Raw genomic sequence first — 20,887 nt, 5'->3', positions numbered from 1 at the left:
CCGGATGTCACCCCCTGCCCTCACCGTCCTGGCCGGCTACCCCTAGTCACCGGGTCCCTGGATGCGGTTGGACTCGATGCCGTGGCTCGTCAGGTCCAGCCAGATCTGCCGATGGCCGTCGTGCGCGATGCAGTTCGTGTTGTTCTGGATGGCCGAGCCGCTGGAGTCCACGGTGACGGAGTAGTCCCCGAAGGTGAAGACCCCGCCGGGCTGGCCGGTGGCAGACGAGCGGATCGCGGTGCACGTGTACCTGATCGTGGTGCCCGGGTCGAAGTTGGAGAAGGTCTTGTTGGTGAGCCAGCAGTCCGTGAACTCCCCGGTGCTGCACCGGGCATAGTCCGCGGCGCTCCCCCCACGGGAGATGCTCACGCTGGGGTCCGGGATCCGCACCGAGGTGGCCGACTTTGTCACGGTGTCACACGTGGAGGTCCCGGTGACGCAGACCTTGAGGGTCATCGTGTAGTTCGTGGCGGCACGCGTCCGCGCGGTGGTGTACGAGCCGTTGTTGTCCACCGTGGAGGAGTTCACCGTCGGGGTGACGGTGACGGACCGTCCGTTGCCGATGCTCGACGCGCTGGTCGGGCTCCAGGTGAACTTCACGGTGCCCTGTTGGGGTGTGGCCTGGATGGTCGGCATGGCGAAGGGACCATAGGCCACCTGGGTGGCGACCGTCTGGGATGTTCCGGCCCCCGCGTCGTTCGTGGCCCGCACCGTGAGCTGGTAGCTGCTCCCGTTGGCCGGGACCGAGATGGTGCCCGACGTCGCGGACCCCAGGCTGGACCAGCCGCCGCCGACGTTGTACTGGTAGGTCACCGGCGAGCCGTTGCTGGCCGCCCCGGAGAAGGAGATGTCCAGCTGCCGGTCGGACCCGGTGGCCTCCGTGGTGAGGCCGGTGATCGCGCCGGGCCGTCCATAGGGTGTCACGGCGGCCGAGCGGCCCGACGACGGCGAGGCACCCTTCGCATTCCGGGCCACCACCGAGAAGGAGTAGGCCGTGGACGTGTTCAGCCCCGTCCAATTCACCGAGGTGGAACCCGCGGACACGGTACGGGTCTGGGTGCTCCCGCCGCCGTGGGCCGTCACGGTGTAGTCCCTCAACGCCGCGCCGTTGTCGTCCGCGGCCGCCCAGGACACCCGGACCACGCCGCCGTCGACGGCGGACTCGTCCCGCACCGCGCTCGGGGTGCCGGGGGCGAAGGGCTTGCCGGCCGGCGTCGCCGCCATCGACCATCCGGACCACTCCGAGGGCTCCTGGGCCTGGTTCACGGCCTGGACCCGGAACTGGTAGGCCATGCCGTTGTTCAGTCCGTCCCAGGCCAGGGACGTCCCGGCGCCGGCCGAGCGCAGGCTGCCGCCGGCCGGGGCCGGGGTCATCTGCACGCGGTAGTCGGAGATCGCCGAACCGCGGTTCTCCGGCGGCGTCCACTGCAGGGCCACCGCGCCGTCGCCGGCCATCGCGGTGGGCGGGGCGGGCTGTTCCGGTCGCACGTCCGGGATGGCGGGCATGGAGCTGGCGGACGGATCCGACTCGCCCACGGAGTTGGTGGCCGTCACGGCGAACCGGTGCTCCACGGCATTCGTCAGGTCCGTGATGGAACACGCGGTCGAGGCGCACTCCTGGCTCCGGCCGGTGGTGGTGTCCGTGACGGTGTAGCCGGTGATGGGGTCGCCGTGGTCCGGCGGGGCGCCCCAGGACAGCTCCACCGTCTGGTCCGCCACGGACTCGATCCGCGGGACGCCGGGCACGCCGGGGCGGCCCTTGACCACCACGGTGATGTTGCCCTGGACCTCGCGGGTCGGGTCGTCGGTGAGGTCCTGGATCGTGTAGGAGACCTGCATCCGGCCCGAGTAGTCCGCGCCCGGGGTAACGGTCACGGCCGTGCCGTCCGTGGCGGCCGTCCCCTCGCCGGTGGTCACCTGCGCGCCGGTGACCGTCAGGGGGCCCTCGCCCTCGAACGGGTTGACGTCGTTCTCCAGCACCTGGACCGTGACCGGCTCCCCGGACCTGGCGTCCGGGACCGAGTCGTCCAGGGCGCGCGGCAGCTCCCGGGAGGTGCCCACGATGTCGACGGCGATCTGCGCCGAGACGGGATCCGCCTCACCGTCGCTCACCGAGAACGCCACTGTGCCGGTGGTGCCCCGCTGCGCGTTGGTGGAGGGCGTGACGGTCAGTTCCGTGCCCTGCAGCGCGGCCGCGACCTCTCCACCGACCTCCCCGCGGGTGAACGTCAGCTCGTCCCCGTCGGCGTCCGAGGCCAGCGGGGCCAGGTCCAGGGTGACAGGGTCCCCGCCCTGCTCGATCTGCATCGAGCTGGACCGGACCGTGGGCGGGTTGTTCTCCTCGGGGCGCGGCTCCACCCGGACGGGGATGGACAGGGTGGAGACGAGGCCGTTCGGGTCCGATCCACTCTCCCCGTCCGTGACGGTGACGTTGACCGAGGCGCCTCCGGCGTAGTCAGCCGGCGCCGTGAAGCGGACCTCCGTGGCGGAGGCTACCGTGAAGGCGGCCGAGGCGGGGGTCGCCGAGGCCGCGGAATCGCCCGTGAGGCGCGGGGCCCGGCCCTCACGCACCCCGATGTGCTCCGTGAGATCGACCCGCAGTTCCTCACCCGCCACGATCCGCAGTGGTTCCCCGGTGGAGAGCCACGGAGCGCGGTGGTCGTTGCCGGGCACGAAGACGAAGGCCCGGCCCACGCCGCCGTCGATGTCCGTGACGGTGTACATGACGACCTGCGCGGCGTCCTCGACGGGGATGACCACGTTCGTGCCGTCCACCCGGGCACCGGCGGCCGAGGCGGCCTCGTCGACGCCCAGCTCCAGGTCCTCCACGGCGCCGTCCGGGTCCTCGTCGTTGTCCAGCACGGACACGGAGACCTGCTCCCGGCCGTTGATCTCCTCGGCCCCCACGAGGTCGTCGCGGGCGACGGGAGGCATCAGCGGCGCCTCCTCATCGACCCTGATCGAGAGGTTCGCGGTGTCCGTGGCGCCGGAGGGATCCGTGATGGTGTAGCCGATGTTGAGGAATCCCTCGGTCTCCGGGGTCACCACGCGGACCCGCCCGTCCACGATGTCCACGGGCACCTCCGGCTGGTTGGAGGTGAACCGGTCCTGCACCAGCGTCACCTCGTCGCCGTCCGGGTCCGCGTCGTTGGCCAGCACGTTCGTGGTGAAGGTCCGCCCGGTCCGCACCTCGACGGCGTCGTCCAGGGCCACCGGCGGGTGGTTCGTGTTGAGCGGCTGGGCGATGCCGATGGTCACGGTGCCGGTGGCCTGGGCCCCCAGCCGGTCCGCCACGGCGTAGGTGAAGGAGTCCGAGCCGGTCGCCGCCTCCGAGGCGGTGTAGACCAGCTGTCCCTTCTCCATCCGCACGGACCCCTGGCTCGGTGGGGACTGCACCCCCTGCAGCGTCACCGAGTCACCGTCGGGGTCGATCCCGTCCAGGGGAAGGGGCACCACCACGGACTCACCGGCCAGCACTCGAGACGAGACCGAGGTCGGCACCGGCGGGTTGTTCGACTCCCGGTCCATCGGGGCCAGGGTGATGTCCACGGAGGCAGAGGCCTCCTGCCCGTCCGGGGCCCGTACGGTGTAGGCCAGGGTGGCCCGTCCGGGTTCGCCACCGGCGCGGAAGCGGACTGTGCCGTCGGAGACGAAGCCGATCCCCTGGCCCTCGGCCGCCTGACGGTCCAGCTCGGGTACGAGCGTGAGCTGCTCCTGGTTGGGGTGGGAGTCGTTGGCCAGGACGTCGATGGTCACCACGTCGCCCACGCGCACCGTGGCCGCATCCGCCACGGCCACCGGCGGCTGCATGACCTCGGGTTCGGGCAACGGGATCACGGTCACCTCGCCCTCGGAGGTTCCCTCGGCGTTGGAGACCAGGTAGGTGAAGGTGGCGGGGCCGGCCAGGCCGCCGGCGTCGACCACCCGGATGTGGTTCAGGTCCTCCACGGCCATCTTCAACGGTGCCGGGGCACCAGCCTCGCTGGTCGCGGACCCGACGCCCTGCACCACGAGGACACCGCCGCTGGGATCGGTGTCGTTGCCCAGGACGTTGACCAGGGTCTCCCCGCCGGCGGGCACGAGGGCGATGTCCCGGACGGCGACGGGCAGTCCCGCCCCGTCCTCCGGCTCCACCACGTCCACGCGGATCAGGCCGGGGGCGGAGTCATAGTCGTTGGCGGCCAGGTACTCCACGTAGTAGGTGCCCGGCGTCTCCGAGTACCACGACACCGAGCCGCCCGCCGTGGAATAGTCCAGCTCCGCCTGGGCGACGGGCCCCACGTGGGCGAGCCGGAGTTGCCCGCCCAGCGGATCCGTGTCGTTCTCCAGGGGCGAGAAGGTGATGTCCTGACCGGCCTGCACGGTGACGTGGTCGGCCTGGGTGATGGGCGGATGGACCGAACCCCGCTCAAGGACCTCGACCTGGATCTTCCCCTCGGCGGACTCGCGGCCGTCGGAGACCGTGATGGCCAGCTCCTTCCGGCCGGCCTCGCCCGTGTTGTCCTGGAAGGTCAGATGGCCGTCCGGTCTGACGCGCACCGAGTCCGGCTCCTCAGCCAGCGCGCCCACCAGCTGGAGGTCGTCGCCGTCCGGGTCGATCCAGTCGGTCAGGACCTGGCTGGTCACGGACTCGCCGGCCGGCACGCGCAGCACGGGGATCCGTTCCTGGGTCGGTGCGGTGTTCTCGCTGTCCGGGACCACCCGCAGGGACACCTGTGCGGAGTCGGCGCCGCCCCGCCCGTCGTCCGCCACATAGGTCACCTGGGACCGGCCGCTGGCGGACTCGGGAACGACGATCTGCAACCCGACCCCGTCGATGATCTCCTGCACCGTGCCTACGGACGGCTGCTCGCCGTCCAGAGACGCGGTCAGGACGTCTCCGTCCGGGTCGGAGTCGTTGAAGAGGACCGGCAGCTGGGTGGTCCGCCCCGGGCGGACCCCGAAGCTGTCATCCACGGCCACCGGCGGACGGTTCTCCTCCTGCCGCTCGGGCAGCGCCGTCTCCTGGGTGACCTCGTCGGACTCCTCGTCCTTCTCCTCGCCCTCCCCCTTCGGCGGCTCGAGATCGTCCCAGTTGGCCACGACCTTCATCTGGTCCAGGACCATCCAGGTGGTGCCGGACGCCGTGTCATTGAGCACCACGTGGCCGCGGTTCACCCGGAAGACCAGCTGCGACCCGCCGGTCAGCTCGGGGATCGGGACGATCTGATCCTGGGCCTCCCCCGCGCAGTCCTGCAGGTAGTGCCCGGTCACCGCCGACGCCGCATGGACGCATGCGCCCACCCGCACGGGGCCTGTGGCGCCGGCATCCTGCGAGGCGCCGGCCGGGGTGGTCGAGCCGGCGGAGGGGTCCTCCGGCGGCACCAACGGCAGGGACCGGATCTGGCCGCCGGACAGGTCCACGGCCAGCAGTTCCCGCGGGGTGGACAGGGCGATCTCCCCCGACTGCGGTCCGGAGGGCTGGGGCACCGCGCCCACCAGGCGTTCGTCCTGCACCGTCCGGCCGGACCAGCTCACCGTCCCCGACTCGGGATCCACGACCACGGCCCGGTCCCCCACGGCCACGACCTGGGGCTCGGCCAGGCCCGCCAGGCCGTCCAGGGACTCGCGCCCCGTCTCCACGAGGCCCGCTGACGGCTCGGCGCCCTCGGTGCCGAAGCGCACGATCTCCTCTGCCGCCAGATCGGCCACCAGCACCTCGCCGTCCATCGACGTGGTCGAGGCGACGCCGCCCTCGGTCTCGTACAGAGGCTCCTCGGCGGAGATCTGAGGAGCCGGGTCGGCCGTCCCCGCGAAGACCGTCCCCTCCTCGGGATTGTTCACGGAGATGACGCCGTCGCCCAGGGCGAAGTCCTGGGTCGCCGGCATCATCACCTGGTCACCGGCGACCATCGCCGCTGTGTCGATGCCGGTCAGCGCCCCGGAGGCGGGGTCGAGCATCAGGGCGGTGGCGCCCTCCTGGTGGAGCTGGAAGTCCTCCACGGGCGGGCGGAAGCCGCCGTCCAGGATGTGGGATTCATGGTTCAGATGGCCGACGTAGCCGCCGCCGTGGTGTGTGACCCAGATGCCGGCATCGTGCAGGTCGAGGTCGGCGGTGTCGAAGCCGGGGTAGAGAAATGCTCCGGTGGCCACCACGGCGCCGATTGCGGAGAAGGCGACGGGAGCGGTCGCCCGCTTGAGGCGGCGCCGATCGTTCCCCATAAGACCCCCGTCATCAAGGCGGCTCGCCCCTCGGCGGACCCCCCCTCCATCCTACCGGCGCCTCACCGGCCGGACATCACCCGGAGGTGGGGACGAAGAGGACCTGCCCCGGCTGGAGGTCAGCGCCGTCCAGGCTGTTGAGCTCGCCGATGCGCAGGATCGTCTCGTTCCGCGCGGCGTCCGGCTCGGCTCGGCCGGCGATGTCCCACAGGGTGTCCCCGTAGCCCACGGTGACGGACTGCACGGCCCGGGCGGGCCGCTCCTCCGAGGCCGCCGCCGGCGCCATCCCGTTGACACCGAAGAAGACGGCGGCCGCAGCGGCCAGGACCGCCACGACGAGCACCGGGAAGCCGACGAGGAGGAAGCGACCACGACGGTTCAGGTGGAATCCGGCGGAGCCGGCGGTGCGGATCTGTACTGATGCTGCAGTGCTCATGCTCTTCTGCCTCTCCGCCCGGAGACCCGGGCCGTAGAACGTGTGTTCGAGTGCTTCGCCCTCATGTCTAGCACGTCCGTTCGAAACACGCCAAGAAAAATTCGAACATATCTTTGAATCGACCCCCTGACTCCGGTACCGTCGGAACCAGTGATCAACCTGGAAGCAGTCCACCCGGACCGACGGACACGATAAGAACGGATGGTCGAATGGCCCCCCGGATTCCCACCCCAGCCCCGGACCCGCACCGCGTTCCGGAGACCCGCCCCCTGACGGCACGCCAGCGCACCATCCTCGCGTCGATCCGCACGGCCATCGCCGAGCGGGGGTATCCCCCCTCCATGCGCGAGATCGGGGACGCCGCGGGGTTGGCCTCGCTCTCCTCGGTCACCCACCAGCTGGGCCAGCTGGAGAAGCTTGGCTACATCCGCAAGGACCCGGGCCGGCCGCGCGCCATGGAGGTGCTTCTCGATGAGGACGGCACCGCGCTCACGAGCGAGCAGCCCACCGGCACTCGCGAACCGTCCGCGGCATCCGTGACCACCCTGCACACGGGTGCCGCGGACGGGGACGCGGTCCCCGTCCCGCTCGTGGGCCGGATCGCCGCCGGCGGGCCGATCCTCGCCGACCAGCAGGTCGAGGACGTCATGACGCTGCCCCGCCAGCTCACGGGCGAGGGCGAATTGTTCATGCTCAAGGTGTCCGGTGACTCGATGGTGGACGCCGCGATCTGCGATGGCGACTGGGTGGTGGTCCGTCAGCAGAACAACGCGCACAACGGTGACGTCGTGGCCGCGCTCCTGGACGACGAGGCCACGGTCAAGACCTTCCGCCAGCGGGACGGCCACACGTGGCTGCTGCCGCAGAACTCGGCCTACGAGCCCATCCTCGGGGATGCGGCCACCATCATGGGCAAGGTCGTCACGGTCCTCCGGGCGCTCTGAGCGCCGTGAACCACCGGCCCTTCACCCCGGGGGTCCGCGCGGCCGACGCCGAGGAGTTCGTGTACTCCCACGGCCGGCTGCTCGAGCGCCGGCGGATCAACCTGCTGCTGCACGGCGGTGGGCTCGACGGCGTCCTGGCCGCCCTGGGCGCCTATCGCAACCCCGACGGCGGCTTCGGCCACGGCCTCGAGCCGGACGTCCGCTCCCCGCACAGTGAGCCGCTGTCCACGCTGGCGGCCCTCGATCTGCTGGCGTCCTGGAACCTGGCCGATCATCCGTGGGTGCGTTCGGCCCTCGAGTGGGCCGCCGCGGCCTCCGCGGTGGACGGCTCCGTCCCCTTCGTCACCGAGGCCTCGCTGGAATGGCCCCACGCTCCCTGGGTGCAGCCCACCGACGGCGGCTCCCACCTGACCTACGGGTTCACCGCCGCCGCACGCCTGACCGGCTTCGCCGGAGGCTGGGCCGAGGCCGCCGCGGACTGGTGCCGCGCGCGGCTGTCCCCCGACAGCGCAGTGGGCTCTGCACCACCGTCCCGGGAGCTACCCGCCTACGAGGCGAAGTATGCCGTCCGCTTCCTGGCGTCCGAGGGCATCGGCGATCCCCTGGCACACCCGGTGCTCGCCGAGCTGGGCGCCCGACTGCGCGCCGACGGGGCGCTGCGCGTGGTGGGCGGCGCGGAGGACGAGAGAATCCACGCCATCGACCTACTCCACAACCCGTGGGCGCTGCCCTTCCCGACCGACCTCCCCGGCCGGCTGGCACCCGGTGAGGTGCTGACCCGGGACCGCGACTGGCTGGCCGCCGGACAGCGGCCCGACGGCGGATGGACGGTGGACTGGCCCGCGTGGAGTCCGGCGCAGGGCCTGGAGTGGAGGGGACTACGCACCGTGGAGGCCTTGGAGATCCTCGCCCGCTAGCCGGCGTTCAGCCGTTCCAGCACACCCCGCACCACGGCGGGATCGGTGGTGGACCAGAACTCCGGCAGCGTCGAGCGCAGGAACGAGCCGTAGCGTTCAGTGGCCAGCCGCGAGTCGAGCACGGCCACCACACCCCGGTCCGTGGCGGTCCGGATCAGTCGCCCCGCCCCCTGCGCCAGGCGCACCGCCGCGTGCGAGGCGGAGACGGCCATGAAGCCGTTGCCGCCGTGGCGGCTGATGTCTCGGGAGCGGGCGGTCGCCAGCGGGTCGTCGGGCCGGGGGAAGGGGATGCGGTCGATCACCACCAGGCGGCACGCCGCCCCCGGGACGTCCACGCCCTGCCAGAGGCTCATCGTCCCGAACAGGCAGGTGTCCGGCTCCGCGGCGAACTGGCGCACGAGGGCCGTCAGGGTGGTGTCCCCCTGGCACAGGATCGTGGGCTTCGGTCCGAGCCGGGTCCTCATCTCCGCGGCGGCGTCCTCGGCGGCGCGCTTGGAGGAGAACAGGCACAGGGCTCCGCCCCCGGAGGCACGGAGCAAGTGCTCCAGCTCGTCGTAGCTCTCCGGGGAGGCGAACCGCCCGGGCTTCGGCAGGTGCCGGGCCACATAGAGCACGCCCTGCCTCGGGTAGTCGAAGGGACTGCCCACGTCCAGTCCGGTCCATCGCGGGGCGCTCTCGCCGAGCAGGCCCACGGCCCCCGCCACCGGTTGGAAGGAGTCGCCGATGGCCAGCGTGGCCGAGGTCATCACGGTGGTGGCCTGTCCGAAGAGTCCCTCCCGGAGCTTGCCCGCCACGGACATCGGCGCCACGTAGAGCACGGGCGGTGCGGTCTCGTCCCCGGGGACCCACCCCATGCCCGGCTCGAAGTGGCCCGGCCGGGAGGCCCAGAGCACCTCGGGGTGATGGGTCTCCGGGACGGCCTCGAGCATGCGCTCGGCCACCTCCAGGACCTCCTGCAGCCGGGAGCGGGCCATCTGCCGGCCGCCGTCGGCGGAGGAATCGGCACCGCCGCTCGGCTTGGAGTCACTCAGCCCCTGCCGTGCCGCGTCCCGGACCGCGCCCAGGGCGCTGAGCTGCACCTCGTCCGGGCCACGGGGGATCAGTCCCGTGGGCGTGGCGGTGAAGGCGGCGTCCAGCCCGACGCCGGCCTGTACGAGGGGTTCCACGGCGATCGCGGTGTGCTTGCGGGCTGAGGAGGCGGCCGCCTGCACGATGGCCCCGGACAACTGGCCCGTGACGGCGCCCGTCACGCGGTCCTGGAGCTCATGGGCCTCGTCCACCACCACGGCGTCGAACTCGGGCAGCACGGCCAGGCCCTCGAAGGCGCTGATGGCCAGCATGGCATGGTTGGTGACCACCACGTCCGCCTCGCCGGCCTCCGAGCGGGCCCGCTCGGAGAAGCACTCCGCCGCCATCGGGCACTTCTGCGCCCCGAGGCAGTCCACGGCGGACACGGACACCTGGCGCCAGGCCCGGTCGCTGACGCCCGGGTCGAGGTCGTCCCGGTCTCCCGTCTCGGTGTCCTCCGCCCACTCGCGCAGGCGCAGCACCTCCCGGCCCAGCGGGCTCGTGGGGTTGCCGTCGGAGCCGGCCAGCATCTCCCCGTCATCCGCCAGGCCGAACAGCGCCTGACCGTCCTCCTCGGGGAAACCACCCTCCAGCTTGTGCTTGCACAGGTAGTTGGACCGCCCCTTGACCAGCGCCACGTTCATCGGCCGCGGAAGCTGCCCCGCCAGGGCCTCCAACAGCCTCGGGGCGTCACGGCGCATGATCTGGGACTGCAGGGCCAGGGTGGCGGTGGCCACCACCACCGGGTGTTCCGCGTCCAAGGCGTGCTGCAGCGCCGGCACCAGGTACGCCAGGGACTTGCCGGTGCCCGTGCCGGCCTGGACCAGCAGGTGCTGTCCGGTCTCCAGGGACCGGGCCACCTCCACCACCATGCGTCGCTGGCCTTCGCGGCGCTGGCCGCCGGTCGCCCCGACGACGGCGTCCAGCAGGCGCAGCGCCTCCCGTTCGGCGTCGGTGCGGGGTTCGGCCGTCTGCTGCCGATCGGCGTCCTCAACCGTCTGCGTCATGCTCCGGGGCGCTCCTGACCGCCAGTGGACCCGTCCAGGGCATAGCGGCGGAGGTCCTCGGCGATGTCCTCCCGGACCAGGACCCGCAGGCGGGTGCCCTCGGCCTCATACGTCTCCGAGATGATGTCCGCGTCCGGCGAGTGCAGCCGCGAGACCACGTCGCCGTCGGTGAACGGGATGAGCAGGTCCATCGCCACGTTCGGCCGCGGGATGGCATCGGAGATGGCGCGCTCCAGCTCGGAGATGCCCTCGCCCGTGCGGGCCGAGACCACCACGGAACGCGGTTCGCGCTGGCGGAGCCGGGCCACCACGAGGGGGTCCGCCGCATCCGCCTTGTTCAGCACGATGATCTCCGGGATCCTGCGCGCGTCCACCTCGGCGAGCACGGTCCGCACGGCCGCGATCTGGCCCTCCGGGTCCGGGTGCGAGACGTCCACCACGTGCAGGATGACGTCCGCGTCCCCCACCTCCTCCAGGGTGGAGCGGAAGGCCTCGACCAGCTGGGTGGGCAGGGAGCGGACGAACCCGACCGTGTCCGAGAGCGTGTAGCCGATGCCGTCCGGGGTGACGGCCTTGCGCACGGTGGGATCCAGGGTGGCGAACAGCGCGTTCTCCACCAGCACGCCCGCGTGGGTCAGCCGGTTGAGCAGGGAGGACTTCCCGGCGTTCGTGTAGCCGGCGATCGCCACGGAGGGCACCCGGTTCCGACGCCGGTTGGCCCGCTTGGTCTCCCGCGCCGGCTTCATGGCGGCGATCTCGCGGCGCAGCTTGGCCATCCGGGTGCGGATCCGGCGGCGGTCCAGTTCGATCTTCGTCTCGCCGGGACCGCGGGAGCCGATGCCCTCACCGCCGGCGGCGCGGCCACCGGCCTGGCGGGACATGGACTCGCCCCAGCCGCGCAGCCGCGGCAGCAGGTACTCGAGCTGCGCCAGCTCCACCTGGGCGCGGCCCTCCCGGGACTGTGCGTGCTGGGCGAAGATGTCCAGGATCAGGGCGGTCCGGTCGATGACCTTGACGCGCACCACGTCCTCCAGGGCGCGGCGCTGGGACGGCGCGAGCTCGGAGTCGACCACCACGGTGTCCGCCCCGGTCATGGCCACGATCCCCCGCAGCTCCTCGGCCTTGCCCTTGCCCAGGAAGGTCGCGGGGTCCGGCAGGTGGCGCCGCTGGATGACGCCGTCGAGGACCTCGGAACCGGCCGTCTCGGCGAGGGCCGCCAACTCCCGCAGGGAGTTCTCGGCGTCCTGGGCGGTGCCCTCGGACCACAGTCCGGCCAGCACGACGCGTTCCAGGCGCAGCTGCCGGTACTCCACCTCGGACATGTCCTCGAGCTCAGTGGACAGGCCGTTGACGCGCCGCAGGGCCTGGCGCTCGGCGAGGTCGAATTGCTCGCCGTCCGCGTCCGTGTGCCCGTCGCCGCCCTCGGACAGGGCCAGCGCCCGCCCGCTCGCGGGGGCGTCCTGGGCGGCGCTGGCGGCGTCGGCGGCGAGGATCCGGTCGATGACGGACTGGATCTGCTGCTCGTCCGGTCCGGACGTGCTCTCGTTCCCGTGCTGGGGGTTCTCGGTCATGGTCTCCTTGGAAGATGCGTGGTGTCTAGGATAATCGCTGGCGGCGCGGCCGGAGAGGTTCTGGGAACCGCTGTGGAAAGGCGGGTTCGGGGCCACGGGGGCCTCCTTCGAAGAGGCATGGCTCGACGGCCCCGTGCGGGGGCCGGGCATGCGGTGAGAAGGTGTACCGGGGATGGGGCTGTCAGGGACGCCTCGACCCGCATCACGGCGGGGAGGCTGGGTCCGAGGGTCAGCGCAGGAAAATCCACATGCCATCCAGTATAGGTGCGGTGTCAAGTAGCATCAGACGGTGATGGATTCCGCACACTACTTCTCCGCCGAGCCGGTCGGGCCCGAGCACCGGCGCCGGCTCCAGGTCTCCCTGGCCGGGCGCACCGTCTCGGTCCAGACCGCCAGCCACATCTTCTCGCCCGACGGGATCGACAAGGGCACCGCTGCCATGCTGCGCTCGGTGCCGGAGCCGCCGCCCACCGGCTCCTTCCTGGACATCGGCTGCGGCTGGGGGCCGCTGGCCCTCACGCTGGGACTGCACAGCCCCGCTGCGGAGGTGACCGCCGTCGAGGTCAATGACCGCGCGGCCCAGCTGTGCCGGGACAACGCCGCGGCGCTGGGCCTGGAGCACCTCACGGTGTACCGGCCGGAGGAGGTCCCGGCGGGGCGCACCTTCGATCTGATCTGGTCCAACCCACCGATCCGCGTGGGCAAGGAGACGCTGCACGCCCTCCTGCTGCAGTGGCTGCCACGGTTGGCCCCGGGCGGCCGGGCGTTCCTGGTGGTGCAGAAGAACCTCGGCGCCGACTCGCTGCTGCCGTGGATCGCCACGGCGCTGGCGGAGCGGCACCCCGGCGAGTTCACGGCCACGCGCTTCGGCACCGAGAAGGGATTCCGGATCCTGCAGGTGGACCGCATACTGGCGGGATGAAGCACGACTCCCGGCCGCGCCGGTCCACTCTCGCCCGGGCGCTGGGCCTGCCCGTGCTGGCGGGCGTGGTGGCCGGGGTGCTGGCCGGCTCACTCTCCGGGTGCACCAGTGCGGGCCGCGAGGCCGCGATGCCGAATCCGGCGACCACGGTGCACGTCGATCCGGGCACCCACACGGTGGCCGCCACCCGGGCGGAGACCGGCGAGGCGCACGCACCGTTCCTGACCTGGAGGGATCACAACACGGTGGCGGTGACCACATTCGGCACGTCCACCACCGCATGCTTTCCGGTCGTGGTCGGCGACACCGTTGACGCGGACGGTGCCTATCGGGCCCTGGTGGACCTGGGCGGCGAGGCCGGACGAGCCTGCACCGCAGACTGGACGGCCCAGGAATGGGACCTGCCGGTCCCCTCGGACCTGGCGCCGGCGGCCGTCATCCGGCTGCAGCTGGACGGGGAACCGGACACCGCCTATGAGTACCCGATGGGCGACTCGCGTCCCGGCTGACGCTCACGCCATGGTGCCGTCGAAGACGAGGGCCGCCGGACCGGACAGCAGGACGCGTTCGGAGCCGTCCGGCTGCGGGAGGAACTCCACGCCCACGGTGCCACCGGGCACGCCGACGCGCCACTGCAGGGCGTCCCGGTCCCCGGCCCAGAGCCGGACGGCGGTGGCGGCGGCGCAGGCCCCGGTGCCGCAGGACTGCGTCTCCCCCACACCCCGCTCGTGGACGCGCATCTGCACGCGGCCGACGCCCTCGTGGAACAGCGGATCGGCCGGGACCACGAACTCCACGTTCGTGCCGTTCGGCGGCACGGGGTCCACGTTCGGCTCCTTCGTCAGATCCAGCCACTGCAGGTCCCCCTCGTCCGGGAGCGCCACCACGGTGTGGGGGTTGCCGAGGGACAGGCTCAGGGCCGGCCGGGGGTCCTCCAGGCCGGCCGCGAGCACGAGGGAGTCCGAGGCCCGCTCCTTGGCCAGCTCGGGGTCGAGGTAGTCCCACGGCCCCATGTCGGTCGAGTAGCCGTCCTCCAGCCGGGTCACGGCGCGCGCCCCCGCCCGGGTGCCGATGGTCAGGGTCTGCCCCGGCGCCAGGTCCACCAGCCCGCGCGTGGCGAGGTAGTGCACGAAGACGCGGACGCCGTTGCCGCACATCTCCGCCACGGAACCGTCAGCGTTCCGGTAGTCCATGAACCAGGTGGCCTCGGGGTGCTCGGCCAGCAGGTCCCGGCCCTCGATCAGGTGCGTCGACCCGACCACGCGGATCAGGCCGTCCGCGCCGACGCCGAGGTGCCGGTCGCACAAGGCCTCCACGTGGTCCGGGGACAGCTCGGTCTCGCCGTCGAGGTCGGGGACGAGCACGAAGTCGTTGCCGGTGCCGTGGCCTTTCGTGTAGGCCAGTCCGGACAGCTGGTCGAGCGCGGTGCGCAGTCGGTCGGGGTCGCGGGCGATCGGCGGGGTCATGGCCCCAGTCTAGAGTCGCGCCAGCACAGCATCCGCCAGCGCGGGGGCCGCGGCATCGAACCACGCGATGCGCGGATCGGCCCCGAACCAGGTGAGCTGCCGGCGGGCGAAGCGCCGGGTGGCCGTGGCGGTGTCCTCGACCGCCGTCTCGAGGCTCGACTCCCCGTCCAGCACGGAGAGGAACTGGGCGTAGCCGATGGCGCGGGAGGCGGTCCGGCCCTGCCGCAGTCCGGCGGTGTCCAGGGCACGCACCTCGTCCAGCAGGCCCGCCTCAGCCATCGCGACCACGCGCGCACGCAGTTGCGCGTGGAGGGCTGTCCGCTCCGTGTCCAGCCCGATCTGCACGGTGGGCCGCAGGTACGCCCGCTGCGGCAGGTAGGAGGCGAAGGTCCGGCCGGTGAGCTGGTGGACCTCCAGCGCCCGCACCATTCGCCGGGCGTCGCCGAGCCGCGCCGCGCTGTCCGGGTCCACCCGGGCCAGCTCCGCCCGCAAGCCCTCCAGCCCGGCCTGCCGGCCCAGCTCCTCGAAGCGGGCCCGCACCTCCGGGTCCGTGGGCGGGAATTCGAGTCCGTCCAGGGCGGCCCGCACGTAGAGCCCGGAACCGCCCACGAGCACCGGCCGCAGGCCCCGGGACTGGATGTCCTCGATCACCGCGCGCACCTCGGCCTGGAACCGGGCCACGGAGGCCTCCTCGGTCACCTCCAGCACATCGAGCAGGTGGTGCGGGATCCCCCGCCGGGCGGCCACGGGCACCTTGGCCGTGCCGATGTCCATGCCGCGGTAGAGCTGAAGGGCGTCGGTGTTGACGACCTCCCCGCCGAGGCGTTCGGCCAGCTCCAGCGCCAGCTCGGACTTGCCCGTGCCGGTGGGCCCGACGACGGCCAGGACCGGTTGGCGTGCGGTCTCGCCGTCCACGGTGGTCATGGGGTGGTCATCCGTGGGTCAGGCCGGGCGCAGGGTGGGCATGCCCAGGCTCACGCCGGCGGCACCGTTCCCGCCGGCCGCCGCTGCCGAGGGCACCCCGCAGGAGGCGGCCTGCGCCAGGTCCCAGGCGTCCCCCGCGCGCGAGCGGCGCAGCGCATAGCCCGCGGGCTCGCCGGGGACGGGGTCCGCGATGAGGAAGTACGGGTGGGACTCGGTCACGGTGACCGTCACGAAGTCACCGGGCCGCGGGGTCTCGGCCCCCTCCGGCACGCTGAAGTGCACCAGCCGGTGGTCCGGGGCCCGCCCGGCGAGCCGCCCGGTGGTGGCGTCCTTGGAGCCGGACTGGTCGGTGACGAGCAACTCCTGCCGGGTGCCCACGAGCTTGGCGGTCTCCTCGGCGCTGATGCGGTCCTGGAGGGCGGTGAGCCGCTCGAAGCGCTCCTGGACGACCGCCTTGGGGATCTGGTCCTCCATCTCACCGGCCGGGGTGCCGGGGCGGATGGAGTACTGGAACGTGTAGGCGGAGGAGAACCGGGAGGCCTCCACCACGCGCAGGGTGTCCTGGAAGTCCTCCTCGGTCTCGCCGGGGAAGCCCACGATGATGTCCGTGGTGATGGCGGCGTGCGGCATTCGCTCGCGCACGGTGTCCAGGATCCTCAGGAACCTCGTCGACCGGTAGGACCGGCGCATGTCCTTGAGGACCTTGTCCGAGCCGGACTGCAGGGGCATGTGCAGCTGGGGCATGACGTTGGGCGTCTGGGCCATGGCGTCGATGACGTCGTCCGTGAAGGAGGCCGGGTGGGGGCTGGTGAAGCGCACGCGCTCCAGTCCCTCGATCTCGCCACAGGCGCGCAGCAGCTTGGCGAAGGCGCCGCGGTCCCCGAACTCCACGCCGTAGGTGTTGACGTTCTGCCCGAGGAGAGTGACCTCCACGGCACCCGCGTCCACGAGGGCCTGCACCTCGGCGAGGATGTCCCCGGGGCGGCGGTCCTTCTCCTTGCCGCGCAGAGCCGGGACGATGCAGAACGTGCACGTGTTGTTGCAGCCCACCGAGATGGAGACCCAGCCGGAGGAGGCGGAGTCCCGCTTGGTGGGCAGGGTGGAGGGGAAGGTCTCCAGGGATTCGAGGATCTCCAGCTCGGCCTGCTGGTTGTGACGGGAACGCTCCAGCAGTACGGGCAGCGAGCCGATGTTGTGGGTTCCGAAGACGACGTCCACCCACGGCGCCTTGTCCAGGATGGTCTTCTGGTCCTTCTGGGCCAGGCAGCCGCCCACGGCGATCTGCATCCCGGGGTGGCCGTCCTTGACGGCGCGCAGGTTGCCGAGGTTGCCGTAGAGCTTGTTGTCCGCGTTCTCTCGGACCGCACAGGTGTTGAACACCACGAGGTCCGGTTCGGAGGCCTCCGCGGCCTGCACGTACCCCGCGTCCTCCAGCAGTCCGGAGATCCGTTCGGAGTCGTGCACGTTCATCTGGCAGCCGAAGGTGCGGACCTGGTAGGTCCGGTCGTCGAGTCTCTGGGGCACGGAAGTCACCGCAGCATTCTAGTCGTCCTCGATCCCGCCGAGCACCTCCCTCACCACGCCGAGCGCCATGCCCGGCGGGTACCCCTTGCGGGCGAGCATGCCGGCCAGGCGGCGGACCGCCTTGTCCCGCTCGGCCCGCGACTCCGGGTCCTCCCCGTCCGGCACCGGACGCCCGCGCAGCCGGCGTTCGACGAGCTCCACGGCGGCCTCTCGCTCGGTGTCCTCGCTGATGGCCTCCAGCGCCTGCTCGGCCGCCTCGCCGCTGACGCCCTTCTGCGCCAGCTCCCGGCGCAGGGCCCCGCGGGCCAGCCCCTTGGTGCGCTGGCGGTTGCGCACGAAGTCCTCCGCGTAGGCGGAGTCGTCCACGAGCCGGACCTCCTCCATCCGGTCGAGGACGGCGGTGGCCACGTCCTCGGGCACGTCCCTCTCCGCCAGCTTCTCCTCGAGCTGCCGGCGGGACTTCGGCGAGCCCGTGAGCTGGCGCAGCACGATGGTCCGCGCCACCTCCGCGGCGGCCGGATCCGGGTCTGACGCCAGGCGCTCGGGGACGTCCGGGACCGCGCGGAGGTGACGGGGGGCCATCAGGCCGGGGTGTTGCCGGACACGGCGCGCAACTGGGGCTCCCCGCCCTCGGCCTCCGCCTCGGGCACCACACCGATGCCGAGCTTCTCGAGGATCCGGGTCTCGATCTCATCGGCCAGGTCGGGGTTGTCCTTGAGGAACCGGCGCGCGTTCTCCTTGCCCTGGCCGAGCTGGTCGCCGTCATAGGTGAACCAGGCGCCGGACTTCTTGACGATGCCCTCGTCCACGCCCATGTCTATCAGCGCGCCCTGGCGGGAGATGCCCTCGCCGTAGATGATGTCGAACTCGGCCTGCTTGAACGGCGGGGCCATCTTGTTCTTCACGATCTTGGCACGGGTGCGGTTGCCGACGGGGTTGCCGCCCTCCTTGAGGGTCTCGATACGGCGCACATCGATGCGGACGGAGGCGTAGAACTTCAGGGCCTTGCCGCCGGTGGTGGTCTCGGGGCTGCCGAAGAACACGCCGATCTTCTCGCGCAGCTGGTTGATGAAGATGGCGGTGGTCTTGGTCTGCGCCAGGCGGCCGGTGATCTTGCGCAGCGCCTGGGACATCAGCCGGGCCTGCAGGCCGACGTGGCTGTCACCCATCTCGCCCTCGATCTCGGCGCGCGGCACCAGGGCGGCCACGGAGTCGATGACGATGATGTCCAGCGAGCCGGAGCCCACCAGCATGTCCATGATCTCCAGGGCCTGCTCGCCGGTGTCCGGCTGGGACACCAGCAGGGCGTCCGTGTCCACGCCGAGCTTCTTGGCGTACTCGGGGTCCAGGGCGTGCTCGGCGTCGATGAAGGCGGCGATCCCGCCGTTGCGCTGGGCGTTGGCCACCGCGTGCAGGGCCACGGTGGTCTTGCCGGAGGACTCCGGACCGTAGATCTCCACCACGCGGCCGCGCGGCAGGCCGCCGATGCCCAGGGCCACGTCCAGCCCCACGGAACCGGTGGGGATCACCTGCATCGGCGCGCGGACCTCGTCCCCGAGGCGCATCACCGATCCCTTGCCGAACTGCTTGTCGATCTGGGCCAGTGCGGCTTCCAGAGCCTTGTCGCGGTCAGTGGCTGACGCCATGATTCACCCCTCGTTGTGCTGGTGGCGGGCGGCTTGCGGTCCCGCCCGGTGCTGTCGAGACGAACCTACGCCACGCCTCGGACGCGTTAGCGGTTCGCCGCTCGTGCTGTGGATGACAGGCCCGGGGTCCGCCCCGGAGGATGTCCTGTGGAGGAGCCTACAGCGGTTCGAAGATGTTTTCGAAGAGGTGGGCTACGGCGTGTCCTTCACGGGGATATCCCGGCCCAGCCGGCGCGTGTCCGGGACGCCCTGCAGCTCGCAGACGTCCAGCCACACGCGCCGCGGGTCCGCCCCGGAGTCGAGCGCCTGCTCCGCGGTGACCTGCAGGGTCGGCAGCACGAGGGAGGTCTCGATGACCCCGGCGTTGCCGGGCCCGAACTCCTCGTCCATGAGGCGCCGGAACTCACTGATCTTCATGGGTCCATCCTCTCACCCTGCGCGCCTGACGGCGCGCAGCGGACGGGCCGCAGACCGTGTGGTCTGCGGCCCGTGCCGTCTCGTTGCTGCTCCCGCTGGCGTCCGCTCAGCGGCTGCCGGCGAGCTGGCCGAAGTCGTCCGGGACCTCGTCCGGGATGCGGGGGGAGAGTTCCTCCGTGGCGAAGGAGCTCTCCAGGTCAGCCGGGACGGTGTCCGGGATGTGCACGCCCTCCTGCAGGGCGATGCGGTCCGAGACCTCGCGGAGCATGAGGGACATGGGGACGTTCAGGGCGCTGCAGATCGAGGAGAGCAGCTCCGAGGACGCCTCCTTCTGGCCCCGCTCCACCTCGGACAGGTAGCCGAGGGAGACCCGGGCATGGTGGGAGACCTCGCGGAGCGTGCGGCGCTGGCGCTGGCGGACGTCTCGCAGGACGTCTCCGATTTCCTGGCGGAGGACTGGCACGGCGTGCTCCTTGGTCTCGAGGGAGTCGGTGGGAACGTGTTCACCGGTCTCCAGCCAACGGGTGATGCCGTTGATGGTGACCGGATGCTTCATCATGTCTACTGTCTTCTCCTGAGTGGGTCCTGAGAATGGCCGATCAGGCCAACTGGGGTGTACAACCTAGCCCGGCCCGGTTTTTGTTCCCGGTACGGCATCCCGACGGCCGTTTTCCCAGTTGGTTGCCAGCTTACCGACATCCCCGGTCCCGGCGGCAAGGGCCGTCCGGGCCCTGGGGAGATCCGTGATGCAACTGTCATGCCCAGCGGCCCCGCACCGCGAGCAGCGCCTCCCGGACCGTGGCCCGTCGGATCGCCTCCCGGTCCCCGTCCACGCGGAGCCGGATGGCCTCGGACCCGGCCGGTCCGGCCAACCCCACATACACCGTGCCCACCGGCTGGCCCTGGTGGGGTTCCGGCCCGGCCACCCCGGTGGTCGAGATCCCGAGGTCCGCGCCGGCTGTCCGCCGCGCGCCCTCGGCCATCTGCCGCGCCACCTCGGGGTGTACGGCCCCGTGGCGCGCCAGCAGGTCGGCGTCCACGCCCAGCAGGTCCTGCTTGACGTGGTTCTGGTAGGCGATGACCCCGCCCTGCAGGGTCCCGGAGGCCCCGGGCACCTCGGCCAGGGTGGCCGCGAGCAGTCCGGCGGTCAGGGATTCCGCGGTGGCCACCGTGAGTCCCCGGCTGATCAGGCCGTGCACGACGGCGGCCGGCAGGTCCCCGGGTCCGGCGGACTCAGTCACGGCTCGGCTCGCCCGTCCGGGCCGACCGGCGCAGCCGGACGGCCTTGGCCACGTAGTCGATGCCGGTGACCAGGGTGACGGCCAGGGCCGCGGCCATGAGCGTGAAGCCGACGTAGAGCCACCAGCCGCCGAGCAGGGCCCCCAGGGGTGCCAGCAGGGCCAGCAGGGCGCCGGCCTGCAGCACGGTCTTGAGCTTGCCGCCCCTCGAGGCCGGCATCACGCCGTACCTCAGCACCAGGAAGCGCATCAGGGTGATGCCCCACTCGCGCACGAGGATCAACGCGGTCACCCACCACCACAGCTCGCCCAGCAGCGAGAGCACCACGAACGCCGCGCCGGTGAGCAGCTTGTCCGCGATGGGGTCGGCGATCTTGCCGAAGCTCGTGACCAGGCCGCGGGACCGGGCGATGTCCCCGTCCAGCTTGTCCGTGTAGATGGCCACGGCGAACAGGGCGAAGGCCACCCAGCGCAGCCCGAGGGACTCCTCCCCGAGGGGGCCGCCGGCCACGAGCATCCAGATGAAGAACGGGACCATGACGATCCTAAGGCCCGTCAGGATGTTCGGCAGGTTCCAGTTCTCACTCATGGCGGCAGTCTACGGTT

The 20,887-nt window shown here is 71.8% G+C and carries 17 protein-coding genes; 4 read left to right on the top strand and 13 right to left on the bottom strand.

Going from position 1 to position 20,887, the window contains the following annotated elements:
* Positions 1–42 precede the first annotated feature (42 nt).
* Positions 43–6,201, bottom strand: a complete 6,159-nt coding sequence (locus RE421_RS08460) for an Ig-like domain-containing protein (RefSeq protein WP_309808723.1) — start codon at positions 6,199–6,201, stop codon at positions 43–45.
* A 76-nt stretch (positions 6,202–6,277) separates the two neighbouring features.
* Positions 6,278–6,637 carry a LysM peptidoglycan-binding domain-containing protein gene (locus RE421_RS08455; protein ID WP_309808722.1) on the bottom strand — a complete coding sequence of 120 codons (360 nt, stop codon included), beginning with the start codon at positions 6,635–6,637 and terminating at the stop codon, positions 6,278–6,280.
* 209 nt (positions 6,638–6,846) lie between these two features.
* On the opposite strand from RE421_RS08455, the gene lexA reads away from it, so the two are divergent.
* On the top strand, positions 6,847–7,581 hold the full coding sequence (lexA, locus tag RE421_RS08450) for a transcriptional repressor LexA (RefSeq protein WP_309808721.1): 735 nt from the start codon (positions 6,847–6,849) through the stop codon (positions 7,579–7,581).
* 5 nt (positions 7,582–7,586) lie between these two features.
* Positions 7,587–8,498, top strand: a complete 912-nt coding sequence (locus tag RE421_RS08445) for a hypothetical protein (RefSeq protein WP_309808720.1) — start codon at positions 7,587–7,589, stop codon at positions 8,496–8,498.
* On the opposite strand, the gene RE421_RS08440 is transcribed toward RE421_RS08445, so the two are convergent.
* Positions 8,495–10,573: an ATP-dependent DNA helicase gene (locus tag RE421_RS08440; RefSeq protein ID WP_309808719.1), complete on the bottom strand. Its 2,079-nt coding sequence runs from the start codon at positions 10,571–10,573 to the stop codon at positions 8,495–8,497. The two genes, RE421_RS08445 and RE421_RS08440, sit on opposite strands and share 4 nt — an antisense overlap.
* Entirely contained in the window at positions 10,570–12,144 is a 1,575-nt protein-coding gene (gene hflX / locus RE421_RS08435; protein ID WP_309808717.1) for a GTPase HflX, read from the bottom strand. Before hflX ends, RE421_RS08440 begins: the two co-directional genes overlap by 4 nt.
* Before the next feature lie 292 nt (positions 12,145–12,436).
* Here hflX and RE421_RS08430 point away from each other — a divergent pair, with 292 nt between their 5' ends.
* Both RE421_RS08430 and RE421_RS08425 read left to right on the top strand, forming a co-directional pair.
* Positions 12,437–13,066 carry a methyltransferase gene (locus tag RE421_RS08430; protein ID WP_309808714.1) on the top strand — a complete coding sequence of 210 codons (630 nt, stop codon included), beginning with the start codon at positions 12,437–12,439 and terminating at the stop codon, positions 13,064–13,066.
* Entirely contained in the window at positions 13,063–13,575 is a 513-nt protein-coding gene (locus tag RE421_RS08425; RefSeq protein ID WP_309808712.1) for a hypothetical protein, read from the top strand. Before RE421_RS08430 ends, RE421_RS08425 begins: the two co-directional genes overlap by 4 nt.
* 3 nt (positions 13,576–13,578) lie before the next feature.
* Here RE421_RS08425 and dapF read toward each other — a convergent pair whose 3' ends face one another.
* From dapF to RE421_RS08380, 9 genes are all read right to left on the bottom strand, one after another.
* Entirely contained in the window at positions 13,579–14,532 is a 954-nt protein-coding gene (gene dapF, locus RE421_RS08420; RefSeq protein WP_309808710.1) for a diaminopimelate epimerase, read from the bottom strand.
* A 9-nt stretch (positions 14,533–14,541) separates the two neighbouring features.
* Positions 14,542–15,456: a tRNA (adenosine(37)-N6)-dimethylallyltransferase MiaA gene (miaA, locus tag RE421_RS08415; protein WP_309808708.1), complete on the bottom strand. Its 915-nt coding sequence runs from the start codon at positions 15,454–15,456 to the stop codon at positions 14,542–14,544.
* 18 nt (positions 15,457–15,474) lie between these two features.
* Positions 15,475–16,989 carry a tRNA (N6-isopentenyl adenosine(37)-C2)-methylthiotransferase MiaB gene (gene miaB / locus RE421_RS08410; protein ID WP_309808706.1) on the bottom strand — a complete coding sequence of 505 codons (1,515 nt, stop codon included), beginning with the start codon at positions 16,987–16,989 and terminating at the stop codon, positions 15,475–15,477.
* Positions 16,990–16,998: 9 nt separating this feature from the next.
* Positions 16,999–17,562, bottom strand: a complete 564-nt coding sequence (locus tag RE421_RS08405) for a regulatory protein RecX (protein WP_309808702.1) — start codon at positions 17,560–17,562, stop codon at positions 16,999–17,001.
* On the bottom strand, positions 17,562–18,626 hold the full coding sequence (recA, locus tag RE421_RS08400) for a recombinase RecA (protein WP_309808700.1): 1,065 nt from the start codon (positions 18,624–18,626) through the stop codon (positions 17,562–17,564). The genes RE421_RS08405 and recA overlap by 1 nt, the downstream gene beginning before the upstream one ends.
* A 192-nt stretch (positions 18,627–18,818) precedes the next feature.
* Positions 18,819–19,043, bottom strand: a complete 225-nt coding sequence (locus RE421_RS08395; protein ID WP_309808698.1) for a DUF3046 domain-containing protein — start codon at positions 19,041–19,043, stop codon at positions 18,819–18,821.
* Between the two features lie 106 nt (positions 19,044–19,149).
* A complete protein-coding gene (locus RE421_RS08390; protein ID WP_309808696.1) occupies positions 19,150–19,602 on the bottom strand; it encodes a helix-turn-helix transcriptional regulator in 453 nt (150 codons plus the stop codon).
* 196 nt (positions 19,603–19,798) lie between these two features.
* Positions 19,799–20,284, bottom strand: coding sequence for a CinA family protein (locus RE421_RS08385; RefSeq protein WP_309808695.1), 486 nt, complete (start codon positions 20,282–20,284; stop codon positions 19,799–19,801).
* On the bottom strand, positions 20,277–20,870 hold the full coding sequence (locus RE421_RS08380; protein WP_309808693.1) for a CDP-alcohol phosphatidyltransferase family protein: 594 nt from the start codon (positions 20,868–20,870) through the stop codon (positions 20,277–20,279). Before RE421_RS08380 ends, RE421_RS08385 begins: the two co-directional genes overlap by 8 nt.
* Positions 20,871–20,887 lie beyond the last annotated feature (17 nt).

The sequence above is a fragment of the Citricoccus sp. I39-566 genome (assembly GCF_031432995.1).
In the GTDB taxonomy this organism is placed as follows: Bacteria; Actinomycetota; Actinomycetes; order Actinomycetales; family Micrococcaceae; genus Citricoccus; species Citricoccus nitrophenolicus_A.
Note: the sequence above shows the minus strand (reverse complement) of the source record. Positions and strands in the feature narration are given on the sequence as shown.

What these genes read in the sequence shown, in the direction of transcription:
- RE421_RS08460 (WP_309808723.1), bottom strand. Translation starts at nt 6,201, where the DNA reads ATGGGGAACGATCGGCGCCGCCTCAAGCGGGCGACCGCTCCCGTCGCC.
- RE421_RS08455 (WP_309808722.1), bottom strand. Translation starts at nt 6,637, where the DNA reads ATGAGCACTGCAGCATCAGTACAGATCCGCACCGCCGGCTCCGCCGGA.
- lexA (WP_309808721.1), top strand. Translation starts at nt 6,847, where the DNA reads ATGGCCCCCCGGATTCCCACCCCAGCCCCGGACCCGCACCGCGTTCCG.
- RE421_RS08440 (WP_309808719.1), bottom strand. Translation starts at nt 10,573, where the DNA reads ATGACGCAGACGGTTGAGGACGCCGATCGGCAGCAGACGGCCGAACCC.
- hflX (WP_309808717.1), bottom strand. Translation starts at nt 12,144, where the DNA reads ATGACCGAGAACCCCCAGCACGGGAACGAGAGCACGTCCGGACCGGAC.
- RE421_RS08430 (WP_309808714.1), top strand. Translation starts at nt 12,437, where the DNA reads ATGGATTCCGCACACTACTTCTCCGCCGAGCCGGTCGGGCCCGAGCAC.
- RE421_RS08425 (WP_309808712.1), top strand. Translation starts at nt 13,063, where the DNA reads ATGAAGCACGACTCCCGGCCGCGCCGGTCCACTCTCGCCCGGGCGCTG.
- dapF (WP_309808710.1), bottom strand. Translation starts at nt 14,532, where the DNA reads ATGACCCCGCCGATCGCCCGCGACCCCGACCGACTGCGCACCGCGCTC.
- miaA (WP_309808708.1), bottom strand. Translation starts at nt 15,456, where the DNA reads ATGACCACCGTGGACGGCGAGACCGCACGCCAACCGGTCCTGGCCGTC.
- RE421_RS08405 (WP_309808702.1), bottom strand. Translation starts at nt 17,562, where the DNA reads ATGGCCCCCCGTCACCTCCGCGCGGTCCCGGACGTCCCCGAGCGCCTG.
- recA (WP_309808700.1), bottom strand. Translation starts at nt 18,626, where the DNA reads ATGGCGTCAGCCACTGACCGCGACAAGGCTCTGGAAGCCGCACTGGCC.
- RE421_RS08395 (WP_309808698.1), bottom strand. Translation starts at nt 19,043, where the DNA reads ATGAAGATCAGTGAGTTCCGGCGCCTCATGGACGAGGAGTTCGGGCCC.
- RE421_RS08390 (WP_309808696.1), bottom strand. Translation starts at nt 19,602, where the DNA reads ATGATGAAGCATCCGGTCACCATCAACGGCATCACCCGTTGGCTGGAG.
- RE421_RS08380 (WP_309808693.1), bottom strand. Translation starts at nt 20,870, where the DNA reads ATGAGTGAGAACTGGAACCTGCCGAACATCCTGACGGGCCTTAGGATC.